This is a genomic window from Lysobacter terrae (assembly GCF_054782215.1).
Map to the genome: position 1 here is coordinate 22,201 of NZ_BAAGSX010000003.1, position 25,431 is coordinate 47,631.

The 25,431-nt window shown below is 66.8% G+C and carries 20 protein-coding genes and 1 riboswitch; of the genes, 6 read left to right on the forward strand and 14 right to left on the reverse strand.

The features are described 5' to 3' along the window. Window positions 1–17 precede the first annotated feature (17 nt). The 8 genes from ACYVJ8_RS09390 to aspS form a co-directional block, all read right to left on the reverse strand. Window positions 18–1,937 carry a potassium transporter Kup gene (locus ACYVJ8_RS09390; protein WP_460711663.1) on the reverse strand — a complete coding sequence of 640 codons (1,920 nt, stop codon included), beginning with the start codon at window positions 1,935–1,937 and terminating at the stop codon, window positions 18–20. 51 nt (window positions 1,938–1,988) lie between these two features. Further along, complete coding sequence (gene ruvA, locus ACYVJ8_RS09395; RefSeq protein ID WP_460711665.1) at window positions 1,989–2,579, reverse strand: Holliday junction branch migration protein RuvA; 591 nt, start codon at window positions 2,577–2,579, stop codon at window positions 1,989–1,991. Then, window positions 2,576–3,097, reverse strand: coding sequence for a crossover junction endodeoxyribonuclease RuvC (gene ruvC, locus ACYVJ8_RS09400; protein ID WP_460711667.1), 522 nt, complete (start codon window positions 3,095–3,097; stop codon window positions 2,576–2,578). The genes ruvA and ruvC overlap by 4 nt, the downstream gene beginning before the upstream one ends. A gap of 18 nt (window positions 3,098–3,115) precedes the next feature. Then, window positions 3,116–3,847 carry a YebC/PmpR family DNA-binding transcriptional regulator gene (locus ACYVJ8_RS09405; RefSeq protein ID WP_460711669.1) on the reverse strand — a complete coding sequence of 244 codons (732 nt, stop codon included), beginning with the start codon at window positions 3,845–3,847 and terminating at the stop codon, window positions 3,116–3,118. A 117-nt stretch (window positions 3,848–3,964) separates the two neighbouring features. After that, window positions 3,965–4,573 (reverse strand): alpha/beta hydrolase, encoded by a 609-nt coding sequence (locus ACYVJ8_RS09410; RefSeq protein WP_460711671.1) that lies wholly within the window; start codon window positions 4,571–4,573, stop codon window positions 3,965–3,967. Between the two features lie 41 nt (window positions 4,574–4,614). Continuing rightward, window positions 4,615–5,130, reverse strand: a complete 516-nt coding sequence (locus ACYVJ8_RS09415; RefSeq protein WP_460711673.1) for a GNAT family N-acetyltransferase — start codon at window positions 5,128–5,130, stop codon at window positions 4,615–4,617. A 3-nt stretch (window positions 5,131–5,133) separates the two neighbouring features. After that, the gene (locus ACYVJ8_RS09420; RefSeq protein WP_460711675.1) at window positions 5,134–5,421 is read right to left on the reverse strand and encodes a DNA primase; all 288 of its coding nucleotides are present in this window, start codon (window positions 5,419–5,421) and stop codon (window positions 5,134–5,136) included. A gap of 3 nt (window positions 5,422–5,424) precedes the next feature. Then, window positions 5,425–7,200 (reverse strand): aspartate--tRNA ligase, encoded by a 1,776-nt coding sequence (gene aspS / locus ACYVJ8_RS09425; protein ID WP_460711677.1) that lies wholly within the window; start codon window positions 7,198–7,200, stop codon window positions 5,425–5,427. 155 nt (window positions 7,201–7,355) lie between these two features. Between aspS and ACYVJ8_RS09430 the strand changes: the two genes are divergently transcribed. Then, window positions 7,356–8,297 (forward strand): DUF3011 domain-containing protein, encoded by a 942-nt coding sequence (locus ACYVJ8_RS09430; protein WP_460711679.1) that lies wholly within the window; start codon window positions 7,356–7,358, stop codon window positions 8,295–8,297. 74 nt (window positions 8,298–8,371) lie between these two features. Here ACYVJ8_RS09430 and ACYVJ8_RS09435 read toward each other — a convergent pair whose 3' ends face one another. The 3 genes from ACYVJ8_RS09435 to ACYVJ8_RS09445 all read right to left on the reverse strand — a co-directional run bounded on the left by ACYVJ8_RS09435 (window position 8,372) and on the right by ACYVJ8_RS09445 (window position 12,985). Beyond that, window positions 8,372–8,680: an FmdB family zinc ribbon protein gene (locus ACYVJ8_RS09435; protein WP_460711681.1), complete on the reverse strand. Its 309-nt coding sequence runs from the start codon at window positions 8,678–8,680 to the stop codon at window positions 8,372–8,374. Between the two features lie 137 nt (window positions 8,681–8,817). Beyond that, window positions 8,818–11,067, reverse strand: coding sequence for a hypothetical protein (locus ACYVJ8_RS09440; protein WP_460711683.1), 2,250 nt, complete (start codon window positions 11,065–11,067; stop codon window positions 8,818–8,820). A 64-nt stretch (window positions 11,068–11,131) separates the two neighbouring features. Next, the gene (locus tag ACYVJ8_RS09445) at window positions 11,132–12,985 is read right to left on the reverse strand and encodes an ABC-F family ATP-binding cassette domain-containing protein (RefSeq protein WP_460711685.1); all 1,854 of its coding nucleotides are present in this window, start codon (window positions 12,983–12,985) and stop codon (window positions 11,132–11,134) included. Window positions 12,986–13,157: 172 nt separating this feature from the next. On the opposite strand from ACYVJ8_RS09445, the gene ybaL reads away from it, so the two are divergent. Continuing rightward, a complete protein-coding gene (ybaL, locus tag ACYVJ8_RS09450; RefSeq protein ID WP_460711687.1) occupies window positions 13,158–14,837 on the forward strand; it encodes a YbaL family putative K(+) efflux transporter in 1,680 nt (559 codons plus the stop codon). A 31-nt stretch (window positions 14,838–14,868) separates the two neighbouring features. Beyond that, a complete protein-coding gene (locus ACYVJ8_RS09455) occupies window positions 14,869–15,516 on the forward strand; it encodes a YceH family protein (RefSeq protein ID WP_460711689.1) in 648 nt (215 codons plus the stop codon). Window positions 15,517–15,520: 4 nt separating this feature from the next. Here ACYVJ8_RS09455 and btuB read toward each other — a convergent pair whose 3' ends face one another. Together btuB and clpB are read right to left on the reverse strand one after the other, a co-directional pair. Next, on the reverse strand, window positions 15,521–17,437 hold the full coding sequence (btuB, locus tag ACYVJ8_RS09460) for a TonB-dependent vitamin B12 receptor (RefSeq protein WP_460711691.1): 1,917 nt from the start codon (window positions 17,435–17,437) through the stop codon (window positions 15,521–15,523). A 108-nt stretch (window positions 17,438–17,545) separates the two neighbouring features. Next, window positions 17,546–17,788, reverse strand: a riboswitch (cobalamin riboswitch). Between the two features lie 191 nt (window positions 17,789–17,979). Next, window positions 17,980–20,565: an ATP-dependent chaperone ClpB gene (gene clpB / locus ACYVJ8_RS09465; protein WP_460711693.1), complete on the reverse strand. Its 2,586-nt coding sequence runs from the start codon at window positions 20,563–20,565 to the stop codon at window positions 17,980–17,982. A 135-nt stretch (window positions 20,566–20,700) separates the two neighbouring features. Here clpB and otsB point away from each other — a divergent pair, with 135 nt between their 5' ends. From otsB to otsA, 3 genes are read left to right on the forward strand one after another with little or no spacing between them, the layout of a single operon-like run. Continuing rightward, entirely contained in the window at window positions 20,701–21,462 is a 762-nt protein-coding gene (gene otsB, locus ACYVJ8_RS09470) for a trehalose-phosphatase (RefSeq protein WP_460711695.1), read from the forward strand. Window positions 21,463–21,517: 55 nt separating this feature from the next. Continuing rightward, window positions 21,518–23,293, forward strand: coding sequence for a glycoside hydrolase family 15 protein (locus ACYVJ8_RS09475; RefSeq protein ID WP_460711697.1), 1,776 nt, complete (start codon window positions 21,518–21,520; stop codon window positions 23,291–23,293). Further along, window positions 23,290–24,654 (forward strand): alpha,alpha-trehalose-phosphate synthase (UDP-forming), encoded by a 1,365-nt coding sequence (gene otsA / locus ACYVJ8_RS09480; RefSeq protein ID WP_460711699.1) that lies wholly within the window; start codon window positions 23,290–23,292, stop codon window positions 24,652–24,654. The genes ACYVJ8_RS09475 and otsA overlap by 4 nt, the downstream gene beginning before the upstream one ends. Before the next feature lie 2 nt (window positions 24,655–24,656). On the opposite strand, the gene pgeF is transcribed toward otsA, so the two are convergent. Further along, complete coding sequence (gene pgeF, locus ACYVJ8_RS09485; protein WP_460711701.1) at window positions 24,657–25,430, reverse strand: peptidoglycan editing factor PgeF; 774 nt, start codon at window positions 25,428–25,430, stop codon at window positions 24,657–24,659. Window position 25,431: the final 1 nt, after the last annotated feature.

The window sequence follows — 25,431 nt, forward strand, 5'->3', positions numbered from 1 at the left end:
GCCAAGGACGCCGCGCATCAGATCTCGACCTGCGCGCCCAGCTCGACCAGCCGGTTGCCCGGAATCCGGAAGAAGCCGGTCGCCGGCGCCGCATTGCGGTGCATGACCGCGAACAGCTTGTCGCGCCAGAACGGCATCCCGCGGTGGCGGCTGGCGACCACCGTTTCTCGGCTGGCGAAGTAAGTCGTGTCCATCGGATCGAAGTGGATGCCGCCCTTGTCGCAGCTGCGCATCAGCGCCAGCGGCACGTCAGGGGTTTCCATGAAGCCGAAGCGGACGATCACGCGGTAGAAGTCCTCGCCGCTGATCGAGTCGATCTTCAGGCGCTTTTCCTTCGGCGCGTGCGGCACGTTGAGCGTCTCCACGGTCAGGAAGACATTGCGTTCGTGCAGCACCTTGTTGTGCTTGAGGTTGTGCAGCAGCGCGTGCGGCACGACGCCCGTCTGCGCGGTCATGAACACCGCGGTGCCCGGCACGCGCACCGGCGGTGCCAGCATCAGACCGGGCAGGAAGGTGTCGAGCTGGATGCCTTCCTTGCGGATTTCCGCATGCAGCAGCTCGCGGCCGCGGCGCCAGGTGCGCAGCACGGTGAAGACCAGCAGGCCCAGCACCACGGGGAACCAGGCGCCGTCGAGGAACTTGACGCCATTGGCGATCAGGAACGCCAGTTCGACCACCGCGAAGACCACGCACAGCGGCAGCACCCAGGTCCGCGCCTTGGGCCAGGTGCTGCGCGCGACCAGCGCCAGCAGCAGCGTGTCGATAAACATCGTGCCGGACACCGAGACGCCGTAGGCCGACGCCAACGCGGTCGAAGTGCGGAACATCAGCACCAGCGCCAGTACCGCCACCATCAATGTCCAGTTGATCGCCGGCACGTAGATCTGGCCGATCGTTGCCTGGGACGTGTGCTTGATCAGCATGCGCGGGATGTAGCCCAGCTGCATCGCCTGCCGCGCGACCGAATAGGCGCCGGTAATCACCGCCTGCGACGCGATCACCGCCGCCGCGGTCGCCAGGCCGATCATCGGGAAGCGCGCCCATTCGGGCACGCCGAGATAGAACGGGTTCTTCGCGGCCAGCGGGTCCGCCAGCACCAGCGCGCCCTGCCCCAGGTAGTTGAGCATCAGCGCGGGCAGCACGAACCAGTACCAGGCATGGCGGATCGGCCGCGCACCGAAATGGCCCATGTCCGCATACAGCGCTTCGCCACCGGTCACCGCGAGCACGACCGCGCCGAGGATGAAGATGCCGTGCCAGCCATGCTCGGCGAAGAAGCGCATCGCCCAGAACGGGCTCAACGCGTGGAATACCTGCGGATTGTGGCCGATGTTCCACACACCTATCGCCGCCAGCGACAGGAACCAGAAGATCATCACCGGCCCGAACACCTTGCCGACGCGCTCGGTCCCGAAGCGCTGCGAACAGAACAGCACGACCAGGACGCCCAAGGTCATCGGCACGATCCACGAGTGCAGTTGCGGCGCGGCCACTTCCAGGCCTTCGATTGCGGACAGAGTGGTGATCGCCGGCGTGATCACGCCATCGCCGAAGAACAGCGATGCGCCGAAGATGCCGAGGATGCCCACCGCATAAGCGGAGCGCGAACCCTTGGGCAAGGTGCGCTGCGCCAGCGCCATCAGCGCCATGATGCCGCCCTCGCCTTCGTTGTCGGCGCGCATGATGATGGTCACGTACTTCAGCGTCACCACGATCATCAGCGCCCAGAAGATCAGCGAGAGGATGCCCAGCACCGTCGCGTGATCCGGGGTCAGCCCGTAATGCGGAATGAACGCTTCCTTGATCGTGTACAACGGACTGGTGCCGATGTCGCCGAAAACGACGCCGATGGCACCGACGATCAGTCCGAGCAGGCCCACGCGACCGTGGCCGTTGTGGCCGTGCGCGTGGGTCTGGGTATTGCTGGTGACGGCCATGGGCCTTCCTGTTCTAAGACGCTTCTGAAGACGCGTTGACGGTCGCGGGCTTCAGCGAAGCGCGGACTTTAGCGCTTTGCGGATGATGGTGGCAGCGTCGTCGCCCGCCGCTACGGCCGCCGCTGCCATGCGCGAGGCCTCCGCCGGCTTGTAACCCAGCTGCTGCAAGGCGATGACGGCTTCGGACTGCGGATCGGCCGGCATGCCGGAGACATTCAGCGTCGCGCCGGCGCCGGCCAGATCCGCGGCGCGATCGCGCAGTTCGACGACCATGCGCTCGGCGGTCTTCTTGCCGATTCCCGGAATCCGGGTCAGTGCGGTGATGTCGCCCGCCTGCACGAACCGCGCGAATTCGTCGACGCTGACGCCCGACAGCACCGCCAGCGCGATCTTCGCGCCGATGCCGCTGACCTTCTGCACGTCGCGGAACAGCCTGCGCTCGCCGTCGCGCAGGAAGCCGTACAGCGAGACGCTGTCTTCTTTTTGCGCGTAGTGGGTGAACAACGAGACCTCGCGCCCGAGTTCGGGCAGGTCGTAGAACGTGCTCATCGGCGCTTCGAGTTCGTAGCCGACGCCATTGACGTCCACTACCAGCCACGGCGGCTGCTTGTGAACAAGGATGCCCTTCAGGCGACCGATCATTTACGTCCCCAAGCTTGTTTCGTCGAGATGCCCAACCGCTGCGCGGTCGAGCGCACATGCGCATGCGTGATGGCGACCGCCAGCGCGTCGGCGGCGTCGGCCTGCAGCTTGCCCTGCAGATTCAGCATGATGCCGACCATGTGCTGGACCTGTACCTTGTCGGCACCGCCCTGCCCGACCACGGCCAGCTTGATTTCCTTGGCGGCGTACTCGTGCACCGGCAGGTCGCGCATCACCGCGGCACACAAAGCGGCACCGCGCGCCTGACCGAGCTTGAGCGCCGCATCGGCGCTCTTGCCCATGAACACCTTTTCGATCGCGACTTCGTCGGGCTTATAGGTGTCGATAATCTCCGCCAGCCCGTCGAGCAGTCGCTTCAGGCGCTGGGTGAAGTCGCCCTCGCCCAGCAGCAGCAAGGGCGCGTGGAAGACGTAACGCGCGCGGCCGGTCGCATCGGCGTCGACAATGCCGACGCCGGTACGTTGCGAGCCGGGATCGATTCCCAGGATTCGGGTCACGTCAGCTGCTTACGCCGATCACGCGTAGGCATCCTCGCCCAGGTCGGCGTTGGAATAGACGTTCTGCACGTCGTCCATGTCCTCCAGCCAGCGCAGCAACTTGGCGACCTGCTGCGCGGTTTCGCCGCTCACGGCGACGTCGTTGTCGGCGCGCAGCGTGACTTCGGCGAGGTCGGGCTTGAAGCCTGCCGCTTCCATCGCCGCCTTCACGTCGGCGAACGCATCGGGCGAGGTGATGACGTCGATGGCGCCGTCTTCCGGATACGCGACGATGTCGTCGGCGCCGGCTTCGATCGCCGCTTCGGTGATCTTCTCTTCGTTCGCGCCCGGCGCATACGACAACACGCCGAGCTTCTTGAACATGAAGGACACAGAGCCGTCGGTGCCGAGGTTGCCGCCGAACTTGCCGAACGCATGACGCACATCGGCCACGGTGCGCACTTTGTTGTCGGTGAGACAGTCGACGATCACGGCGACGCCGCCGGGCGCATAGCCTTCGTAGCGGATCTCCTCGTAGACCACGCCTTCGAGTTCGCCGGTGGCCTTCTTGATGGCGCGTTCGATCACGTCCTTGGACATGTTGACCGACAGCGCCTTGTCGACGGCCGAACGCAGGCGCGGATTGGCGGACGGATCGCCGCCGCCGGCGCGCGCGGCGACACTGATCTCGCGGATGATCTTGGTGAAGATCTTGCCGCGCTGCGCGTCGACCGCGTTCTTGCGGGCCTCGATGGAAGGGCCTCTACCCATGGGTGTTCCGTGTGTGGCTGGTGACGAAGGGCGGAATTTTACCGCGCTGCGGCAAAAGCGGGCGGCCATGGCTGGGACACCCCGTTCGGCCCTGGCGGGCGGTCTCGCCCGGCCCCGCTAGCGGAAGCGGCCGTTCCGGAAGAAGTGGATCGCCAGCCGCGCCGCCTCCGCCGAGAACAGCATCCCGCTGTGGCTGGCAGCGATGACGGTGTGGTCGGCCAGCCCGGGCAGGCGGGTTTCGGCCACGGCCACCGAGCCATCGTGATCCTCCTGGAACCCGCCGAACACGTGCCCCAGGCCATGCGGCAGGGTGCCGGCGATGACGCCGACCGTGGCGGTACCGTTCCAGCGCTCGAAGCCGCGATTCAGCAGATCCGCGGCCTGGCCCAGCATCGCCGCGGCCCACGGCCGCTGGCGCATGCCCTGCACCGCGCCGCTGCCGCACAGGGGCGAGCCCATGCAGACCACGCGTTCCACCGGCAGTTGCGGGTATTCGATCAGGGTCTCCAGGGCGACCAGCCCGCCCAGACTGTGGGCCAGGATATGCGCGGCCCCGAGCGACAGGGCCTCGCGCAGCCGGGCGATCGCCTCCCCCGGCCCCCGGGTCACGCCTTGGTAGCTGAACGTCTCGCAGTCGAAACCGGCTTCGCGCAGGCGCGCGGCCTGCCAGGCCATGACGGCGCCCGGCATCCAGATGCCGTGGATGAGGATGACGCGTGGTGACATCACGGGACCCAGCGTGGGGATGCCGTCCGTTTTACCAGCAGTCACCCGACCGGATTGCGCCGGTACATGAATTCGCGATCGCGCTGCTCGCCGACGATGAATTCGTATTCACCCGCCTTCTCGAAGCCGTAGCGGCCGTAGAAGCGCTGCGCGCCGTAGTTCTCCGACCACACGCTGATCCACAGCGTGCGCGGGCCGGCGTGCTCCAGCCACGCCAGCGCTTCCTCGAACAGACGGGCGCCTACGCCCCCGCCCTGCGCTCGGCCACTCACGTACAGACGCTTGAGTTCGCCGTCCTCGGGCTTCGCATCTTCATGCGGCAGGCCGCAGGGACCGGCCAGCGCGTAGCCAATCGCCTCGCCTTCGTCCTCGGCCAGCCAGATCGCGTAGAGCGGGCTGTCCAGGAGTTTTGCGTACGCCGACGCGGCGTGCGACTCGTCGATGAAGGCCTGCAAATCCTGCGGCGAATACAGATGCCCGAAGGCATCGGTGAACGTGCACGCGCCCAGCTCCGCCAGCACGGGCGCATCGGAGGGTACGGCGCGGCGCACGAGCATCGCTCAGTTGTCCTCTTCTTCGTCTTCTTCGTCTTCTTCTTCGGACTCTTCGTCCTCTTCTTCGGACTCTTCCTCGTCCTCTTCTTCGTACTCGTAGTCGTCTTCGCCGAAGTCCTCGCCGTCCCAGCGGCCTTCGCCGTCGGGAACGAAGGTCAGCGCCATCGCGTTCGGCGCCGTGCCGACACGCACCAGCCAACCGCCGAACACGCGGGCGCGTTCGGTCGTAAGGCCGGCATCGGTGCCTTCATTGGCCAGCTTTTCCCACTGCAGAGCGAATGCGGTCTCGGTCATTGCTTATTCCTTGGATGAAGGCTTGGGGCGTACCTGCACGTGCACTTCCGCCAGCTGCGCGTCGGGCACCGGCGACGGCGCGCCGGTCATCAGGCACTGCGCGGTCGTGGTCTTGGGGAAGGCGATCACGTCGCGGATCGATTCGCTGCCCGCCATCAGCGCGGCGATGCGGTCGATGCCGAAGGCGATGCCACCGTGGGGCGGCGCGCCGTACTTGAGCGCGTCGAGCAGGAAGCCGAACTTCCCTTCCGCCTCTTCCGCGCCAATGCCCAGCAGCTCGAACACCGCCGACTGCATCTGCGAGTTGTGGATACGGATGGAACCGCCGCCGATCTCGTTGCCGTTGAGCACCATGTCGTAGCCGCGCGACACCGCGGTTTTCGCGTTGGCGCGCAGGTCTTCGATGGAATCCACGGCCGGCGCGGTGAACGGGTGATGCAGGGCGACGTAGCGCTTTTCCTCGTCGTCCCACTCGAACATCGGGAAGTCGGTGACCCACAGCGGGCGCCAGCCCGCGGCGACCAGGTTGAAGTCCTTGCCGGCCTTCAGGCGCACCGCGCCCATGAAATCGCTGACCTTGTTGTAGGCACCGGCGCCGAAGAACACGATGTCGCCGTTGCCGGCGCCGACGTGCTTGAGCAGCGCGGCGAAGGCGTCTTCGCTGAAGAACTTGGCGACCGGCGAATTTACCGCACCGGTTTCGTCGATCTTGGCGTAGGCCAGGCCCTTGGCGCCGAACTTGGCCGCATGCGCCGCGTATTCGTCGATCTGCTTGCGCGACAGCGCGGCGCCACCGGGGATGCGCAGCGCGGCGACACGGCCGTCCGCATCGTTGGCGGCCGCGGTGAACACGGCGAATTCGCTGCCCTTCACCAATTCGGCGACGTCGACCAGTTCCAGCGCGATGCGCAGATCCGGCTTGTCGGAACCGTAGCGGCGCATGGCTTCGGCGTAGGTCATGCGCGGGAATTGCGCGTCGAGCTCGACATCCATCACTTCGCGGAACACGACGCGGATCATTTCCTCCACGGTGTCCTGCACGTCGCGCTCGTGCACCCACGCGAACTCCATGTCGAGCTGGGTGAACTCGAGCTGGCGGTCGGCGCGCAGCGCCTCGTCGCGGAAGCAGCGCGCGATCTGATAGTAGCGGTCGAAGCCGGCCATCATCAGGATCTGCTTGAACAGCTGCGGCGACTGCGGCAGCGCGTAGAACTCGCCCGGATGCATGCGCGCCGGCACCAGGAAGTCGCGCGCGCCTTCCGGCGTGGCCTTGGTCAGGATCGGCGTTTCGATGTCCTGGAAGCCGCGCTCATCGAGGTAACGGCGCAGCGCCTGCACCAGCTTGATGCGGGTGCGCATCTTGCGCTGCATGTCCGCGGTGCGCAGGTCGAGGTAGCGGTACTTGAGGCGGATGTCCTCGCCCGGATTCTCGTGGGCGTGGAACGGCAGCGGCTCGGCCTTGTTGAGCAGCTCGATCTTGGTCGCTACGACTTCGACCTGGCCGGTGCGGATCTTGGCGTTGACCGACTCGCGCTTGCGTACGACGCCGGTGACGCGCAGGCAGTCCTCGTAGCCCACATGAGCGGCGGCTGAGAGGACCTCGGCGTTGCCCGGAATGTTGCTGTCGGGTTCAGCGACGATCTGCACGATGCCCTCATGGTCGCGAAGATCGATGAAGCACAAGCCGCCCAGGTTGCGGGCGACATCGGCCCAGCCGCACAGGATCACGGTCTGGCCGATCAGGGCCTCGTCGACGAGGCCACAGAAATGGGTACGCATGAAAGCTCCGGGAAATACACTCGAGCCGGCCACGGCAGGCATGCAGGCGACCGCGCTGAGGGGCGGTCCCGTGGGCGGGAGGACGGCATTTTAACGGCAGTGGCGCATTACTGCCGAGGGCAATCCGGTTTCCAACCAACCGAAAGGGGAAAGTCATGAAGACGCTGTTGAAACCACAGTTCCTAAAGCCGCTGCTCGCGGCGCTGTGCCTGCTGGCCTTGTCGGCGCCGGCGATGGCGCAGATCACGGCGCGCTCCTATGCGACCGAGGATCTGCGGACCCTGTCGTACAACGACCAGGAGCGGGTCATCCGCCAGGAATACCGGGAGCAGTCCGGCGGCCGCGAGATCGCCGACGACCAGCTGCGGTTCTATCTGGACCAGATCAACCGCTCCAACTGGCGCTTCAGCGACATCAAGCGCGACATCTCCCAGTCGCTGGCGGGTTCGCAAGGTCCCGGCTACCCGGGCTACCCCGGCGGCCCAGGCTATGAGGGCGGCGCCATCCGCTGCGAAAGCACCAGCAACCGCCCCCGCGAATGCCGGACCCCGTGGGACGGCCCCTCGCGCGTGAGCCGCCAGTTGTCCGACACCCGCTGCGTCGAAGGCAGCAACTGGAATTCGCAATACGGGAAAGTCACGGTCTGGGGCGGCTGCCGCGCCGAGTTCGTGGGAGGCTGGGGCGGCGGTGGCCAGGGCCAGACGATCCGCTGCGAAAGCAGCAACAACCGGGTCACCAATTGCCCGACCCCCTGGCGCGGCCGGTCGCAGCTGGTACGCCAGCTGTCCGATACCCGCTGCCGTGAAGGGCAGAACTGGAACAGCAACCGTGGCCAGGTCTCGGTGTGGTCCGGCTGCCGCGGCGAATTCGCCAGCGCAGGTGGCGGTTGGAACGGCGGCGGCGACTCCGGTTACACGACCACCTGTGCCAGCCAGGACGGACGCTACACCACCTGCAACTGGCCGCCGGGCCAAGGCCGCCCGCGCCTGATCCAGCAGCTGTCGTCGCAGGCCTGCATCGAAGGCCGCACCTGGGGCATGGCGGGCAACAACCGGATCTGGGTCAACGGCGGCTGCCGCGGGCGCTTCGGCAACTGACCGGAAGCGCCGGATACGAAAACGGCGGCTCGCGAAGGCGGGCCGCCGCTTTTTTTGGAGCTTGGCTTGGGAAGCTAGACCGTCTTGGCTTCGGATTTTGCCGGCTCGGATTTCTTTTCCGCCGGCTTCGCCTCGGCGGGCTTGGACTCGGCGGCGGGTGTGGAAGCCCCCGCATCGGCGAGGTTGCGCTTCTTGTCCCCGTCCTTCTTGAAGTCGGTCTCGTACCAGCCACCGCCCGCCAGCCGGAACTGCGGGGCGGTCAGCTGGCGACGCACCTGCCCGGCATCGCAGGACGGACAGGCCGTCGGATCCGGATCGGACATCTTCTGCAGACGGTCGAAGCTGTGGCCGCAAGCGGCGCACTCGAAGGCGTAAATCGGCATGGCGGAATCGCAGGGACGGCCCGTGGCGGGCTGCAGCATTCTGGGGATGTCTGCCGCCAAATCAACCCTGGGCGACCCGCTGCTGGTTCGAATGCAGCGGGGCGCGCTCGTGAAGGCCGTTCAGTCTGCGGCCGAAACTAGGGCCGCAGGCGTTGCGCTCGCAGGAGCAGATCGGAGATGGAGGGAGAGACGAATTTGGGGCGCGTCCCTGGTGAGGCCTGATCAGTTGGACTCACGGGCGACAGCGAGGCCTGGCTCGCGGCAGGGACGGCCGTCAAGCAAGCGCCATCAACACATTCGTAGTAGATCGCACCGCCGGACCGCACCACATTGTCGTATGTGCCGGTGTAGCCCTGCGGGTAATAGATGGGGCTCGCCTGGCTGGAATACTCCTGGATGCCGTACAAGCGCTGGCCAATCCTCATCAATGGCCGGAAGTAGCGTACGCGGTAGATCGCGCATCCGGTCGCGCCTGTCGCAAAGGCTTGCTCGCAGCTCTGTACGTAGCGCGACGTACCGTCGTAGAACTTGGCGCGATAGCGCGTATCGAATATGCGCTCACCGGTGACCCGCCAGTTGCTGATGTATGGCGTGTCATTGATACCGTTGACGTTGGTGTAGTCCTTGCCGGTTCCGTCGCCGAGGCGCTGAAGCACATAGATCGGCGTCGCAGCCGGGTACTCGAACGGCTGGGCCACGGACGATCCGAGTTCCCAGTTGCCGATCGCCTGGTTCGACGAGAACGGCAGGTAATCGCCCGAAATGGACAGGGCCACTCCCACCATGCTCTGTTCGGCCGGATTGCTGGATGCGCTGCGCGCCAGATAGACGACTACATCCGCCGCCTCGTCGCCAGCCTCGATGTTCCAGAACAATGTTTCGACACCGGGTCCCACGACTCGAAGCCGGCCCTTGGCATCGATCGCCCAGGAGAACGAAACGCCCCAGCCGCCCGGCTGCGGCTGCATCCGATTGTCGACTTTCGATCCGACGTCTTCGGTCATGCCGGTGCCGCCCGCATCGAACCGGTACTGCGGCCACTCGCAGGCCGCAAGCGCGGTTTCCGGACGATTCGCCAGCGGTTTGACGCAGAACCACGGCAGCGCGCGGCGCCCCTGCAGGCCATTCCAGGCCGTGGCATTGGTCATCTGGTCAAGGTCGGAAGCCACCCATACCTGTGTGGAAGTACCACTGACCGGGGGCTGCGTCGGGTTATAGACCAGGCTGTCGGTCCACTCCACGCGGCTTGCCCACAGACTGAATTGATCGCCGATGGTCAACCGGCGCAACGTGTATCCGGTGACCAGGCGTCGAACGAGCCCGCTGGATTCGGAATAGCCTTCCGCCGACACGGGATTGACCGCCTCCAGGCGCAGCTCCCCCGACGCGGTTATGGAGAGGTCGTAAAGCTCTACCGGCGTCAACGTGTCGAAGCCGACCACATTCTGCATGCCCTGCATGCCGTGCATCTCGTACCGGTTGCCGCCCACTCTCACCAGCAACTGTGTCGCGAGAATACCCGTGGGCACATTGCCCTGTGGCCATCCCGTCGTCAGCAACAGCGTCGACGGAATCTCCGACAGCGAGCGCAATCGCACGTAATCGGCCTGGTCGAAGGAATAGTTCCGGGACGAGTCGGCCACCATGTCGTAGCCGCCCAGATAGGCGCTGTAAGCCGCCTGGTCCTGGACGAAGGCATAGCCATCGCCGTAACCGGACGGAAGCACCATGTTGCCGAGCGCGATGTCGTACAGAACCTTGGCCATCGTGGTCAGGTCAGACACCAGGTACGACGAGCCACGGCTAATACGGGGCCCAAGCGCGCGCGTCGCGCGGTCGAACTCGACGTCCGTCCTCGCCTCGTGGCCGAGCACACGACTCACCAGCAACGCAGTAGCGGTGCTGATCGGCGACACCTGCAGCGCGGGATACTCAGCCAGATCGACGCGACGGTCGCCGCCGTTGAAACGCTTGAGCTTGCGGTAGGTTCCCAGGATCGCGCGGTAGTGCACCTTCGGCGATACGACCTCGACGCTGACCATGTCACCGGCGCTCAGGGCCTTGATCGCAGCGGTGTACTGCTTGCCGACCACGCTGGCGCTGAAGGCACGGTCGTTCACGTACACCGTGGCCGAGATCGGCGCGCCCTCGGCGACGCCATAGACCTCGCCCGCCAGGGTCAGCTCCATCGGCACGGAAAGCGGCTGCGCGCCGTTCTTCGGCTCTGCAGGGGATGCTATTGCTGCCGCCGCCGAGGAAAGGGACGGAGTCCATCCCGCTTTCCTCGCATGTCGCAATGCCACTTCTTTCCAGAATGGCGCCGCAAGTGCGGTCGCCGCCAACGCCACGATAACGATCGCCGTTGCCGGCGCCTTCCATGCCTTCACGCTGCCCCCTTCATACGACCCGCGCTCGGGCCGTTCCCCATTCGGTCGATTATTGCATCACGACTCACGCCGTTTCATAGAGCGCCAGCAGTTCCGATTCCGCCGTCCCCAGTTCGGCAGCGATCGTATCGCGCTTGCGCGACAGCTCCGCGGCATTGGTCCCGCCGTCCGCATACACATCCGGATCGGCCAGGTCCATGTCGACGGCGTGGAGTTTCGATTCCAGCTCGGCCACGCGCGCCTCGGCCTCGGCCAGCTTGTGCGGATTGGGCGGCTTCTTTTTGCTCGCGGCGGCGGTAGCCGGCGCCGGTGCGGCCTTCGCCGGCGCCTTGGCCTTGCCCTCGCTGCTCTCGCGCGTGCGCAGCCACACCGCATACGCATCGAGGTCGCCATCGAAGGGTTGGGCGACGCCATCGGCCACACGCCAGAACGTGTCGCAAACCAAGCCGATCAGATGCCGGTCGTGCGAGACCAGCACGATCGCGCCGTCGAAATCGCTCAGCGCTTCGGCCAGGGCCTCGCGCATGTCGAGGTCGAGGTGGTTGGTCGGTTCGTCGAGCAGCAGCACGTTGGGTTGGCGCCACGCGATCAGCGCCAGCGCCAGGCGCGCGCGTTCGCCGCCGGAGAAGCCGTCGACCGATTCGAAGGCGCGGTCGCCGGGGAAATTCCACTTGCCGAGAAAATCGCGCAGCTGCTGCGTGGACACGCCCGGCGCGATGTCGCCGAGGTGATCGATCGGGCTGCGGCCTTCGTGTAGCGATTCCACCGTGTGCTGGGCGAAGTAGCCGATGCGCAGATCGGGATGGCCGCCGCGCTCGCCTTCGAGCAGCGGAATTTCACCAACCAGCGACTTCACCAGCGTCGACTTGCCGGCACCGTTGGGGCCGAGCAAGGCGACACGGTCGCCGGCTTCGAGGATGAAGCCGATCTGATTCAACACCGTGTGGTCGCCGTAACCGCAGTCGGCATGCATCAGCCGCAGCAACGCATGCGGCAGTTTCGCCGGGGCGGGGAAATCGATGCGCAAGGAGCGCTCGATACGCACCGCCTCGGTCCCGGCCAGTTTGGCCAGGCGCTTCATGCGGCTCTGCGCCTGCTTGGCCTTGCTCGCCTTGGCCTTGAAGCGGTCGATGAAGCTCTGCAGATGCGCGCGCTCGGCCTGTTCTTTCTCGTGCGCGATCTGTTGCTGGCGCAGTTGCTCGGCGCGCTGGCGCTCGAACGCGGTGTAGTCGCCGGTGTAGAGCTTGGCCTTGCCTTCGTGCAGGTGCAGCGTGTGCGTGGACACGCCGTCGAGGAATTCGCGGTCGTGCGAAATCAGCAACAGCGTTCCCGGATATTTCAACAGCCACTGTTCGAGCCACAGCACGGCGTCGAGGTCGAGGTGGTTGGTGGGTTCGTCGAGCAGCAGCAGGTCGCTCGGCGTCATCAGCGCGCGCGCCAGGTTCAGGCGCACGCGCCAGCCACCGGAGAATTCCTTCACCGCGCGCTCGTGCGTGTCCGCGGTGAAACCCAGGCCGTGCAGCAACTTGCCGGCGCGCGCGGTGGCGTCGTAGCCGCCGAGTTCTTCCAGCTTGTGGTGCGCCTCGGCGACGGCTTCCCAGTCCTCGCGCTCCATCGCCGCGCGCTCGGCCTGCAGCACCGCGTGCACGGCGGCGTCGCCGGAAAGCACGAAGTCCAGCGCGGCATCGTCCAGCGCAGGCGTTTCCTGCGCGACGCTGGCGATGCGCACGCGCGCGGGTACGTCGATGTCGCCGCGGTCGGCCTCGACTTCGCCCTGGATCGCCGCAAACAGCGAGGACTTGCCGGTGCCATTGCGGCCGATCACGCCCACACGCCAGCCGGCGTGCAGGGCCAGGTCGACGTTGGACAACAGGAGGCGTTCGCCCCGGCGCAGGGCGAAATCACGGAAAGCGATCATGGCTGTATTGTACGGGGACGGGCGAGGCTGCCGCGCCTTTAGAGCTCCATGGCAGATCGCGCGGCTTCGCCGCGCACCCCTCATCCGCCCTCCGGGCACCTTCTCCCCGCGGCGCGGAGAGAAGGAAGCGATCCGGCACCCCTCTGTTCAAGCGGACTTTCAAGCGGACTGAATGCACCACACGTCGCTCATCGCCATTCTCGTCGCGGGCTTCGGCCTGGCCTTCATCTTCGGCGCGCTGGCGCAGCGCCTGCGGCTGTCGCCGCTGGTGGGCTACCTGGTCGCCGGGATCATCGCCGGGCCGTTTACGCCCGGCTTCGTCGGCGACCAGACGCTGGCGCCGCAGTTGGCCGAGATCGGCGTGATCCTGCTGATGTTCGGCGTCGGCCTGCACTTCTCGCTGCGCGACCTGCTCGACGTGAAGTCGATCGCCCTGCCCGGCGCCATCGCGCAGATCGTATTCGTCTCGCTGCTGGGGTGGGGCCTGACCCAGTGGTTCGGCTGGGGCCATGGCGCCGGCATCGTCTTCGGGCTCGCTCTGTCGGTCGCCAGCACCGTGGTGGTGCTGCGCGCACTGGAAGAACGGCGCCTGCTCGACACCACGCGCGGCCGCATCGCCGTGGGCTGGCTGATTGTCGAAGACCTGGTGATGGTCCTGGTGCTGGTGCTGCTGCCGCCGCTGGCGGGCATGCTGCAGGGTGAAGGCGGCGATCGCGTCGCCGTGCTCGCCACCCTGATCACGACCCTGTTCAAGGTCGGCGCTTTCATCGCAGTGATGCTGCTGGTCGGACGTCGCCTGGTGCCGTGGATCCTCGAACGCGTCGCCGGCACCGGTTCGCGCGAGCTGTTCACGCTATGCGTGCTGGCGATCGCCCTGGGTGTCGCCTTCGGTTCGGCGGAATTGTTCGGCGTGTCCTTCGCCCTGGGTGCGTTCTTCGCCGGCCTGCTGCTCAACGAATCCGAATTCAGCCATCAGGCCGCCACCGAGACGCTGCCGCTGCGCGACGCGTTCGCGGTGCTGTTCTTCGTTTCGGTCGGCATGCTGTTCAACCCCACCATCCTGGTCGAACGGCCGCTGCAGGTCCTGGCGACGTTCGCCATCGTGGTGGTGGGCAACGGCCTGGCGGCATGGACGGTGGCGCGCCTGCTGGGCAAGAACGGACCGACTTCGCTGCTGCTGGCGATCTCGCTATCGCAGATCGGCGAGTTCTCTTTCATCCTCGCCAGCCTGGGCGTGCAGCTGAAGGTGCTGCCGACCGCCGGGCAGGACCTGATCCTCGCCGGCGCGCTGCTGTCGATCACCTTCAATCCGGTGTTGATGACCTGGCTGGATCGCCGCACCGCCGCCGAAGCGCGGCGTACGCGCGAGCAGCGCGACCGCGAAGCGCCGGTGCCACCCGGCATCCGCGACCATGTGATCCTGGTCGGTTATGGCCGCGTCGGCCGCGAACTCGCACGCGTCCTGCGCGAGCATCACGTGCCGCTCGTGGTCATCGATGGCGAGGACAATCTGGTGGAGCGCGCGCGCGCAGACGGCCTGCCGGCGGTCCGCGGCAACGCGGTCAATCCCGCGGTGCTGCGCGAAGCGGCGCCGGAACGCGCGCACATGGCGCTGCTCGCGATTCCCAATGCCCTGGAGGCCGGCGAGATCATCGCCAGCCTGCGCAAGGTGAATCCCGGTCTGAGCATCGTGGCGCGCGGCCATAGCGACAAGGAGGTCCGGCACCTGCTCGAACACGGCGCGGACGCGACGGTCATGGCCGAACGCGAACTCGCGCACAGCTTCGCCGAGATGGTGATGGCGACGCCGCCGTATCGCGCCGGCAGGCATCTGCCGCCGGCCACTACCTGATTATCGAAAGACGCATTCGAGGACGCACGACATGGCGGACGAAACCCCCTACCAACCGCAACTCACCCCGATCGATGTCCGCATCCTGGGCTCGCTGATCGAGAAGGAAGCGACCACGCCCGATGCTTACCCGCTCACGCTCAACGCCGTCGTCCTCGCCTGCAACCAGAAGACTGCGCGCGAACCGATGATGGAGCTGGAGGCGGACGAGGTCGCGCAGGCCCTGCGGCATCTGGAGCCGAAGGGCTGGGTGAAGTCGCAGCACTCCTCCCGCGCCGAGCGCTACGCGCATCGCGTGGAGCGGGTATTGCAGCTCACGCAACCGCAATGCGCCCTGCTAGGCCTGCTGATGCTGCGCGGGCCGCAGACCGCGCACGAACTGATGTCGCGCAGCGAACGCATGGCGAAGTTCGAGTCCGCGGATGACGTGGTGCATGCCCTGGAACGGCTGACCAGCCGCGGCCTGACCACCGTGTTACCGCGGCAAAGCGGACAACGCGGCGATCGTTACGCGCACCTGCTGTGCGGCGAACCTGAAGTCGACGCCAGCACGCAGGACGTTGCGACGACGGGAGCGCGCGGCGGCCTGGCCGATCGCGTCAGCGAGTTGGAAGCGCGGGTCGCGGAACTCGAAGCGCGCCTGGAGGCACTCTCGCAGGCGCGTTCGGAACCCTCGTAAGCCTTTACTCCACCGGCCGGTAACGCACGCTCAGCAGATACGTGCGGCCCGGCTGGTTGTAGAACGCCGCCGTTTCGTACGTCTTGTCGAACACGTTGTCGGCATTGAGCTGCAGCGTCCACGCCGGCGTCAGCGCATAGCCCACGCGCAGGTCGGTGGTGGCATAGCCGCCCATGCGACGCGTGTTGGCCGGATCGTCGTAGCGATAGCCCTGCGCCGAAACGCTGGCGCCCACGCTGAAATCGCCGAAGCGGCGGTCGGCGTCGACGCGCGCGGACTGGCGCGCACGGCGCGGCAGGAGGTTGTCGATATCCTGGCCTTCATCGTCGCGCGGATCCAGCCAGGTGGCGCTGCCGTGCAGGTCCCAGCCGGCCAGCGTGGTTTCACCAGTGACTTCGACACCGCGGATACGCGCACTGTCGATGTTGTTGGCGCCACCGAACGGCAGCCCGGCGCGCGGCGTCGGGTCGTAGCCGATCAGGTCCTTGCTGTGGGTCTGGAACGCGTTGACCGACCAGTTGCCCCATTCCTGCTGTCCGCGCAGGCCCAGCTCGAAGCTGCGCGAGGTTTCCGGCTGCAGCGTCGGATCGCCGAAGAACGGGAAGTACAGTTCGTTGAACGACGGCGCCTTGTACGCGGTGCCGTAGCTGGCGGTGACGCGCAGCGTATCGCTCAGGTCCCAGCCCCACAGCGCGGCGCCGGTGGTCTTGCCGCCGAACTGGTCGTTCTCGTCGCGACGCACGCTCAGTTGCAACGAATGCGCACCGAACGTCTGCTGCCACTGGCCGAAGACGGCATGGTTGATGCGCTGCGTGATCACGTTACCCGTGGTGATGTCGACGTACGGCGTGGCGCTGTCGATTCGATCGCGCAGCCAGTCGAAGCCCACGGTGAACACGCCACCGCCCGTGGCGATGTCGGCCTGCAGCGAGCCCTGGCTGCGATGCGTGTCGACGTAGCCGGTCGAAGTCGCATCCTTGTAGTCGTCGCTTTGATCAGTGCTCTCGCCGCCATTGAGCGTCAGCGTAAGCGCCTGCGTCGGCCGATAGCGCACGCGCGCGCTGGCGACCTGCTCGACCACGCTGGAGCGGTTCTGGAAATCGCCGTCGTATTCGTTGCGGCCTTCGGCGCGCATGAGCCGCGCTTCGGCATCCCACTGCTGGTTGAAGGTGTAGCCGCCCTGCAGCGAGAGCGAGGTGTTGCGGTAGGCGTCCTTGTCGGGCTCGACGGTGAAGCAGCCGGCGAAGATCGGGAAACCCGCGCCGCGGCAGCTGTCGATGCCATCGGTGCGCTCGTGCGCCGCATTGACCGAGTACCAGCCCTTTTCGCCGCGACCACCGAGACCGGCGGCCATGCGCGCGGTCTTGTGGCTACCGACGGCGAAGCTGAAGTTGGGCGAGAACGCACCACGCGGACGCCGGGTGAAGATCTGGATCACGCCGCCGATGGCCTCCGAACCGTACAGGCTCGAATACGGGCCGCGCACGATTTCGATGCGCTCGATCTGGTCGACCGGAATGTCCTGCAGCGCCGCCTTGCCCAGCGTCGCCGAACCGATCTTGATGCCGTCGACCAGCACGATGGTTTGGTCGGACTCGGCGCCGCGCAGGAACACCGAGCTTTCCTTGCCCATGCCGCCGTTGTTGGTGATCGTCAGGCCCGCCTGGCCGCGCAGCAGATCCGGCAGCGAGGCCGGCTGCAGACGATCGATGTCCTCACGGGTAATGACACTGACCGAAGCCAGCGTGGCGTCCTGCGTCTGCGCGGTGCGCGACGCGGTGACGATCACGTCGTCGACATCGGTCGCCTGAGTGGAACCGTCGGCGGCGAACGCCGAAGTGGCCGTACCGGCCAGAAGCGCGCACAGAAGGCCGGCCGCCAGCGGCGAGCGGCGGAGGGAACGGGAATTGCGGTGCTGCATGGGAACTCCTTGGAACGCGCCTGCCCGCGCGTGATGTCGGGTTGGAGACAGGCGGAAGGAGTGCGAGACGCGACGCAAAGCGAGGCCCCCGCGACATAGCCCACCGCATGTCGGGTCAGGCCTGTGGCCGGTCTCCGGGCTCGTGCGTGGACGCTCGTTCGCGTCCGGGAGCGGCGCCTTCCCGTGCAGTGCGCACAGTGGCATTCGCCGGTCCCGAGCCATCCTGGCTCAACACTTACCGTTGCGGGGGCAGCTCCGGAATTGCTTGCGCGTCGACCAGACGCGGGGCGCACCGGATTCCCGTTTCAACCGCCGGCCAAGCCGGCGGTCACCTCAGGCGGCGCGGAGTTTAACAGGTTGCCGCAATCTTCCCTCTCCCCGCGTGCGGGGAGAGGGTGCCCGAAGGGCGGGTGAGGGGCGCGAGCGGAGCGAGCTGCTGTTGCTTGTTCGAAGTCAAGGGCAACTCGCTGCGCTCGCCCCCCCTCATCTGCCCTGCGGGCATCTTCTCCCCGCATGCGGGGAGAAGAGGAGCCTTCTGCTGACTAAGCCTTGTGAAACACCAACTGCCCACCCGCCGCATCGACCTGCACCGTATCGCCGGCATTGAACTCGCCGGCGAGGATGCGTTGCGCCAGCGGATTCTCCAGTTGCTGCTGCACGGCGCGCTTGAGCGGACGCGCACCGTAGACTGGATCGAAGCCGACGTTGCCCAGCAGCGTCAGTGCGGCGTCGGACAGCGACAGCTTCAGGCCGCGCTCGCTCAGCCGCTTCTCCAGTCCACGCAGCTGGATGCGCGCGATCTCGCGGATCTGCGCCTTGTCCAGCGGATGGAACACGACGATGTCGTCGAGGCGATTGATGAACTCCGGACGGAAGTGCGCCTGCACCACGCCCATCACCGCGGCCTTCATCTGCGTGTAGGCCTCCGGTGAGTCGTCGCCGGCCATGTCCTGGATCATCTGGCTGCCCAGATTCGAGGTCATGATGATCACGGTGTTGCGGAAGTCGACCGTGCGGCCCTGCCCGTCGGTGAGGCGGCCGTCGTCCAGCACCTGCAGGAGAATGTTGAACACGTCCGGATGCGCCTTCTCCACCTCGTCGAGCAGGATCACGCTGTAGGGACGGCGACGCACCGCTTCGGTGAGATAACCGCCTTCTTCATAGCCGACGTAGCCCGGAGGCGCGCCGACCAGGCGGCTCACCGAGTGCTTCTCCATGAACTCGCTCATGTCGATGCGGACCATCGCGTCGCCGCTGTCGAACAGGAACTCGGCCAGCGCCTTGCTCAGCTCGGTCTTGCCCACGCCGGTGGGGCCGAGGAACAGGAACGAACCCGATGGCCGGTTTGGATCGGACAGGCCCGCGCGCGAACGCCGCACCGCATCGGAGACGACCTTGATCGCCTCGTCCTGGCCGACCACGCGCGCGTGCAGCGCGTCTTCCATCTTCAGCAGTTTCTCGCGCTCGCCTTCGAGCATCTTGCTGACCGGAATGCCGGTCCAGCGCGCCACCACCTCGGCGATTTCCTCCGCGGTGACCTTGTCCTGGAGCAGCGTGAAGCCCTTGGTCTCGGCTTCCTGCGCAGCCTTGAGCTGCTTGTCCAGCTCCGGCAGCGTGCCGTACTGGATCTCGCTCATGCGGGCGAAGTCCTGTTTGCGCTGCGCGGCTTCGAGATCGAGCTTGGCCTGCTCGATCTGTTCCTTGATCTTGGTCGCGCCCTGCAGGGTGGCCTTCTCGGCCTTCCACACTTCTTCCAGGTCGTTGAACTCGCGTTCGAGCCGGGCGATCTCGCCTTCCAGGTCCGCGAGGCGCTGCTTGGAGGCTTCGTCCTTTTCCTTCTTCAAGGCCTCGCGCTGGATCTTGAGCTGGATCAGGCGGCGTTCCTTGCGGTCGAGCTCCTCCGGCTTGGAGTCGATCTCCATGCGGATGCGCGACGCGGCCTCGTCCATAAGGTCGATGGCCTTGTCTGGCAACTGGCGGTCGGCGATGTAGCGGTGCGAAAGCGTGGCCGCGGCGACGATCGCCGGATCGGTGATCTCCACGCCGTGGTGCACGGCGTACTTCTCCTTCAGGCCGCGCAGGATCGCGATGGTGTCCTCGACGCTCGGCTCGCCGACGAAGACCTTCTGGAAGCGGCGTTCGAGTGCGGCGTCCTTCTCTACGTATTTGCGGTATTCGTCCAGCGTGGTCGCGCCGATGCAGTGCAGCTCGCCGCGGGCCAGCGCGGGCTTGAGCATATTGCCCGCGTCCATCGCGCCCTCGGCCTTGCCGGCGCCGACCATAGTGTGCAACTCGTCGATGAAGAGGATGACCTGGCCTTCGTTCTTGGCCAGATCGTTGAGCACGCCCTTCAGGCGCTCTTCGAATTCGCCGCGGAACTTGGCGCCGGCGATCAGCGCGCCCATGTCGAGCGAGAGCACGCGCTTGCCGCGCAGGCCTTCGGGGACTTCGCCGTTGACGATGCGCTGGGCGAGGCCTTCCACGATCGCGGTCTTGCCCACGCCGGGTTCGCCGATCAGCACCGGGTTGTTCTTGGTCCGGCGTTGCAGCACCTGCACGGTGCGACGGATCTCCTCGTCGCGGCCGATGACCGGATCGAGCTTGCCGCTCTCCGCGCGCGCGGTGAGGTCGATGGTGTACTTGTCCAGCGCCTGCCGCTGGTCTTCTGCGTTTTCCGACTGCACGGTCTCGCCGCCGCGAAGTTTTTCGATCGCGGCTTCGAGCTTCTGCTTGCTGGCGCCGGCGGCCTTGAGCGCACGGCCCACCTCGCCGCCGTCATCGAGCGCGGCCAGTACGAACAACTCGCTGGCGATGAAGGCATCGCCACGCTGCTGCGCGTACTTGTCGGTGAGGTTGAGCAGGCGCATCAGGTCGTTGCCGACGCTGACGTTGCCCGCTTGGCCCGTCACCTTCGGCAGCTTCTCCAGCGCTTCACCCAGGCGCTCGCGCAGCAGCGGCACGTTGACGCCGGCCTGGGCCAGCAAGGGGCGCGTGCTGCCGCCGCTCTGATCGAGCAACGCGGTCAGCAGGTGCGCTGGTTCGATGACGCTGTGGTCGCGACCGACGGCGAGCGATTGCGCATCGCTCAGGGCCTGCTGGAAGCGCGATGTGAGCTTGTCCATCCGCATGGGGAACCTCGGGATCACTCTGGGGGCGGCGAACGCCGCAATGTCCCGGAAATGCGGCCGTGGAACGCGCTTTCAAGCGCCGGCCGGCGGGCCATGCACCTGACGCTTACATATCGCTCAGCACAATGGCGAACCATGAGCGCAGACCCCGCCCGCCTGCCGCCCCCTCCCCCGCCCGCGCGTGACTGGGCTCTCTTCCTCGATGTCGACGGCACGCTGATCGACTTCGCGGCTTCGCCCGACGCCGTGTACGTGCCGCAACAGCTCGTGGACGACCTGGCGCGGCTGCAGGACGCGCTGGACGGCGCGGTCGCGCTGGTGAGCGGCCGCCGCATCGAGACGCTGGACCTGCTCTTCAGTCCCTTGCGGCTGACGGCGATCGGATTGCATGGCCTGCAGACGCGCGACGGCCCGGTGGTCCACCACGCGCCGGTCGAGCGAAAGACGGTGCAAACGGCGGCGATCGAACTGGCGGCGAAGTTTCCCGGTTCCCTGATCGAGGACAAGGGCATCACCCTGGCCCTGCATTGGCGCGCCGCGCCGGCGGCGGAAGAGCCCTTCATCGAATTCGCGCACTGGGCGCTCACCCTGATGCCCGGCTACCGCCTGCAACGCGGCCACGACGTCCTGGAACTGCGCCCCGACGGACACGACAAAGGCGATGCCATCGCCGCGCTGTTGGACAAGCCGCCGATGCGCGGCCGCTTTCCGGTCTTCCTCGGCGACGACCTCACCGATGAGCACGGCTTCGACCTGGTCAATGCGCGCCAGGGCCTGAGCGTGGTGGTGGGCGAACGCACGTCGACGGCGGCGCGCTATCGCCTGCACGACACCGCCGCGGTGCGCGCCTGGCTGCACGCCGCCGCCAACCCGCTGGCCGCGGAGGCGGCCGCTTGACACCCGCGTCGCGGGTAGCTGCAGCGAAAACTCTTTCAACAGAGGACACGATCGGATGACGACGCTCGACCTCGGCATCATCGGCAACGGTAGCATCGCGGCCTTGCTAGACGAACGCGCACGCATCGTATGGGGCTGCGTGCCCGCATTCGACGGCGACCCCACCTTCTGCGCGCTGCTCTCGCCCAAGATCAGCGACGGCGGCGACTACACGATCGAGTTGCAGGACTGCGTGACCTCCGAGCAGTACTACGTGCCGAACACGGCTGTATTGCGCACAGTCTTGCGCGACGGCAATGGCGGCGCGGTGGAGATCACCGACTTCGCCCCGCGCTGGCGCCATCACGACCGCTTCTTCCGCCCGGTGATGCTGATGCGCCGCCTGCGGCCACTGTCGGGCAGCCCGCGCATCCGCGTGCTGATGCGGCCGCTGGCCGACTACGGCGCGCGCATCCCCGAAATCACCTGGGGCAGCAACCACGTGCGCTACCTGTTGTCGGGCTACACGCTGCGACTGACCAGCGACGTGCCGGTGCGCATGGTCCGCGATGCGCTGCCGTTCGTGCTCGATCACGACATGCATCTGGTGCTCGGTCCCGACGAGACGCTGACGCAGCCGGTCGGTTCCTACGTACGCCTGGCCGAGGAACGCACCGTGGACTATTGGCGCGAATGGACGCGCTACCTGTCGATTCCGCTGGAATGGCAGGAAGCGGTAATCCGCAGCGCGATCACCCTGAAGCTGTGCCAATACGAAGACACCGGCGCCATCGTCGCCGCCATCACCACGTCCATTCCCGAAGCGCCGCACACCGTACGCAACTGGGACTATCGCTACTGCTGGCTGCGTGATGCGGCCTTCGTGGTGCGCGCGCTCAATCGCCTGGGCGCGACGCGGACGATGGAGGACTACCTGCGCTACCTGTCGAACCTGGCGACGTTCGTGTCGGGCGCCTTGCAGCCGCTGTACGGCATCGGCTTCGAAACCGAACTGGCGGAAGAAGAGGTGCCGTCGCTCGCCGGCTATCGCGGCATGGGCCCGGTGCGCCGCGGCAACCTGGCCTGGCTGCAGAAGCAGCACGACGTCTACGGCAGCGTGGTGCTCGCTTCGACGCAGCTGTTCTTCGATCAGCGCCTCAACCGTCCTGGCGACGCGACCAGCTTCGCGCGGCTCGAACCCGTCGGCGAACGCGCGTTCGAATTCTACGAGCAGCCCGACGCGGGCCTGTGGGAGTTCCGCGGCCGCGCCGAGACACACACCTATTCGGCGGCGATGTGCTGGGCCGCCTGCGACCGCCTGGCCAAGATCGCGCTGCACCTGAGCCTGCCCGACCGCGCGGCATTCTGGCGCGCGCACGCCGAGCAGATGCATGTGCGCATCATGGAGGCGACGTTCGATGCCGCGCGCGGCCATTTCGTCGATACCTTCGGCGGACACCGCCTCGACGCCTCGTTGCTACTGCTGGCGGACCTGGGCTTCATCGCCGCCGACGACCCGCGCTTCATCGCCACGGTCGAGGTGATCGGGCGCGAACTCAAGCGCGGCGACGCGCTGTTCCGCTATACGGCCGCTGACGACTTCGGCGTGCCTGAGACCAGCTTCACCATCTGCACGTTCTGGTACATCGACGCGCTGGCCGCGATCGGGCGCAAGGAGGAGGCGCGCGACATGTTCGAGCGCCTGCTGCAGAAGCGCAATCCGCTCGGCCTGTTGTCCGAGGATCTTTCCTTCGAAGGCGAGCCCTGGGGCAACTTCCCACAGACCTATTCGCACGTGGGCCTGATCATCGCGGCCATGCGCCTGTCGCGGCCGTGGCGGGATGCCGTGTGAGCCGGTTGGTCATGGTGTCCAACCGCGTGGCGCTTCCGGGCGAGGCACGCGCCGGCGGTTTGGCCGTCGCGCTCAAGGCAGCGATGGAGGAAGTGGGCGGATTGTGGTTCGGCTGGAGCGGCCGCGTCGCGGAGGAATCCGGCCGGATCCACGAAGTCATCGGCGGCAATGTCCGTTACATGACCCTGGATCTGTCCGAGCAGGACCGCGACGACTACTACCACGGCTTCGCCAATCGCACGCTGTGGCCGCTGCTGCATTTCCGGATGGATCTGGTCGACTACAGCCGCGAGATGTATGCGGGCTACCGGCGCGTCAACGCGTTGTTCGCGGAGAAGCTGGCGCCGCTGCTGCAGGACGACGATATCGTCTGGGTCCATGACTACCACCTGATCCCCTTTGCGCAGCTGCTGCGCGAGCGCGGTGCGCGCTGCCGCCTCGGTTTCTTCCTGCATGTACCGATGCCGTCTTCCGATCTGTTGGCGGCGCTGCCGGATCACCGCCGCCTGTTCGAAGGCTTGTCGGCCTACGACCTGGTCGGTTTCCAGACGGAGCGCGATCTCGAACGCTTTCAGGACTACGTGCGTCTGTTCGGCCGCGGCCGCGTGGTGGAGCATGGTGTGCTCGAAACCGCGGAGGGCCGCCGCCTGCGCGCGGGCGCCTTCCCGATCAGCATCGACACCGCGCACATCAGCAAGCTCGCCGAACGCGCTGCCGGCAAGGCCAGCGCGAAACGGCTGTTCTCCAGCCTGTCCGGACGCTCGCTCGCGATCGGCGTGGACCGCCTGGACTATTCGAAAGGATTGCCGGAGCGCTTCCGCGCCTTCGAACGCTATCTGCAACGCCATCCCGAGCAGCGCGGGCGCATGACCTACCTGCAGATCGCGCCGGTCTCGCGCGGCGAGGTGCCCGAGTACCGCACGCTGCGGCAGGAACTGGAGCGGCTGGCCGGCCACATCAACGGCACCCACGCCGATGCGGACTGGACGCCGGTGCGTTACGTCAATCGCAACTACCCGCACGCTTCCCTGACCGGCTTCCTCCGGCTCGCGCGCGTCGCCCTGGTGACTCCCTTGCGCGACGGCATGAATCTCGTCGCCAAGGAATTCGTCGCCGCGCAGAACGGCGAGGATCCGGGCGTGCTGGTGCTGTCCAGCTTCGCCGGCGCCGCGCGCGAATTGCCGCAGGCGCTATTGGTGAATCCGTATGACCTGGACGGCGTGGCCGACGCGATCGCCACCGCGGTGGCGATGCCGCTGGAAGAACGGCGCGAACGCTGGCAAGCGATGATGAATCAGCTGCGCCATCACGACATCACGGCGTGGCGGGAGCATTTCCTTGCGGCGTTGCGGGCGGCTTGAACTCAGCGCACCGGATCCATCCACACCAGCGAGGCCATCCGCCCCGTGCGCTGATCGCGGCGGTGCGAATAGAACGACTGCGGATCGGCGATCGTGCACAGCGCGCCGCCGTGGATGTCGTGCGCGCGCAGGCCAGCCTTCTCCAGGCGACGGCGCGCGAGCGCATAGAGGTCGACGTTCCAGTGATTCGGCCGCGTGCTGACGAAGGCGCGACCCGCCGACCAATCGCTGCCGACGAAGGCGTCGTAGACCTCGACGCCGACTTCGTAGCGTTGCGGTCCCGCGCCCGGCCCCAGCCAGGCGAGCAGATGATCTGGCGGTGTCTTCATGTGCGCGATGGTCGCTTCGAGTACGCCCGCGGCCAGTCCACGCCAGCCGGCATGCGCGGCGGCGACTTCGCTGCCGTCCTTCGCCGTGAACAGAACCGGCAGGCAATCGGCGGTAAGGATGGCGAGGACCACTCCAGGCGTCGAGGTCACCGCTGCATCCGCCTCGGGCTCGCCGGTCGCGATCGCGTCGTCCACTCGTACCACGCCCGTGCCATGCACTTGGCGCAACCAGTGCGGCGCCGACGGCAGGCCGGCGAATTCCGCCAGCTGCTGGCGATTGCGCAGCACGGCCGCTTCGTCGTCGCCCGAGCGCAGCCCGAGATTGAAACTGTCGAACGGCGCGTGCGACACGCCGGCACCGTGGCGCAGCGTGGTGAACCCGTGCACCTTGCCGCCATCGGCGCGTTTGGGCGCGGGCCATGCGGCGGGAAGGAGGGCGGCGTGCATG

Excerpts from the sequence above, each read along its gene's own strand:
- ACYVJ8_RS09475 (WP_460711697.1), top strand. The coding sequence starts at position 21,518 with ATGACGACGCTCGACCTCGGCATCATCGGCAACGGTAGCATCGCGGCC.
- ACYVJ8_RS09430 (WP_460711679.1), top strand. The coding sequence starts at position 7,356 with ATGAAGACGCTGTTGAAACCACAGTTCCTAAAGCCGCTGCTCGCGGCG.
- ACYVJ8_RS09405 (WP_460711669.1), bottom strand. The coding sequence starts at position 3,847 with ATGGGTAGAGGCCCTTCCATCGAGGCCCGCAAGAACGCGGTCGACGCG.
- ybaL (WP_460711687.1), top strand. The coding sequence starts at position 13,158 with ATGCACCACACGTCGCTCATCGCCATTCTCGTCGCGGGCTTCGGCCTG.
- pgeF (WP_460711701.1), bottom strand. The coding sequence starts at position 25,430 with ATGCACGCCGCCCTCCTTCCCGCCGCATGGCCCGCGCCCAAACGCGCC.
- ACYVJ8_RS09435 (WP_460711681.1), bottom strand. The coding sequence starts at position 8,680 with ATGCCGATTTACGCCTTCGAGTGCGCCGCTTGCGGCCACAGCTTCGAC.
- ruvA (WP_460711665.1), bottom strand. The coding sequence starts at position 2,579 with ATGATCGGTCGCCTGAAGGGCATCCTTGTTCACAAGCAGCCGCCGTGG.
- clpB (WP_460711693.1), bottom strand. The coding sequence starts at position 20,565 with ATGCGGATGGACAAGCTCACATCGCGCTTCCAGCAGGCCCTGAGCGAT.
- btuB (WP_460711691.1), bottom strand. The coding sequence starts at position 17,437 with ATGCAGCACCGCAATTCCCGTTCCCTCCGCCGCTCGCCGCTGGCGGCC.
- ACYVJ8_RS09415 (WP_460711673.1), bottom strand. The coding sequence starts at position 5,130 with ATGCTCGTGCGCCGCGCCGTACCCTCCGATGCGCCCGTGCTGGCGGAG.
- ACYVJ8_RS09420 (WP_460711675.1), bottom strand. The coding sequence starts at position 5,421 with ATGACCGAGACCGCATTCGCTCTGCAGTGGGAAAAGCTGGCCAATGAA.
- ACYVJ8_RS09445 (WP_460711685.1), bottom strand. The coding sequence starts at position 12,985 with ATGATCGCTTTCCGTGATTTCGCCCTGCGCCGGGGCGAACGCCTCCTG.
- otsB (WP_460711695.1), top strand. The coding sequence starts at position 20,701 with ATGAGCGCAGACCCCGCCCGCCTGCCGCCCCCTCCCCCGCCCGCGCGT.
- ACYVJ8_RS09455 (WP_460711689.1), top strand. The coding sequence starts at position 14,869 with ATGGCGGACGAAACCCCCTACCAACCGCAACTCACCCCGATCGATGTC.
- ACYVJ8_RS09410 (WP_460711671.1), bottom strand. The coding sequence starts at position 4,573 with ATGTCACCACGCGTCATCCTCATCCACGGCATCTGGATGCCGGGCGCC.
- ACYVJ8_RS09390 (WP_460711663.1), bottom strand. The coding sequence starts at position 1,937 with ATGGCCGTCACCAGCAATACCCAGACCCACGCGCACGGCCACAACGGC.
- aspS (WP_460711677.1), bottom strand. The coding sequence starts at position 7,200 with ATGCGTACCCATTTCTGTGGCCTCGTCGACGAGGCCCTGATCGGCCAG.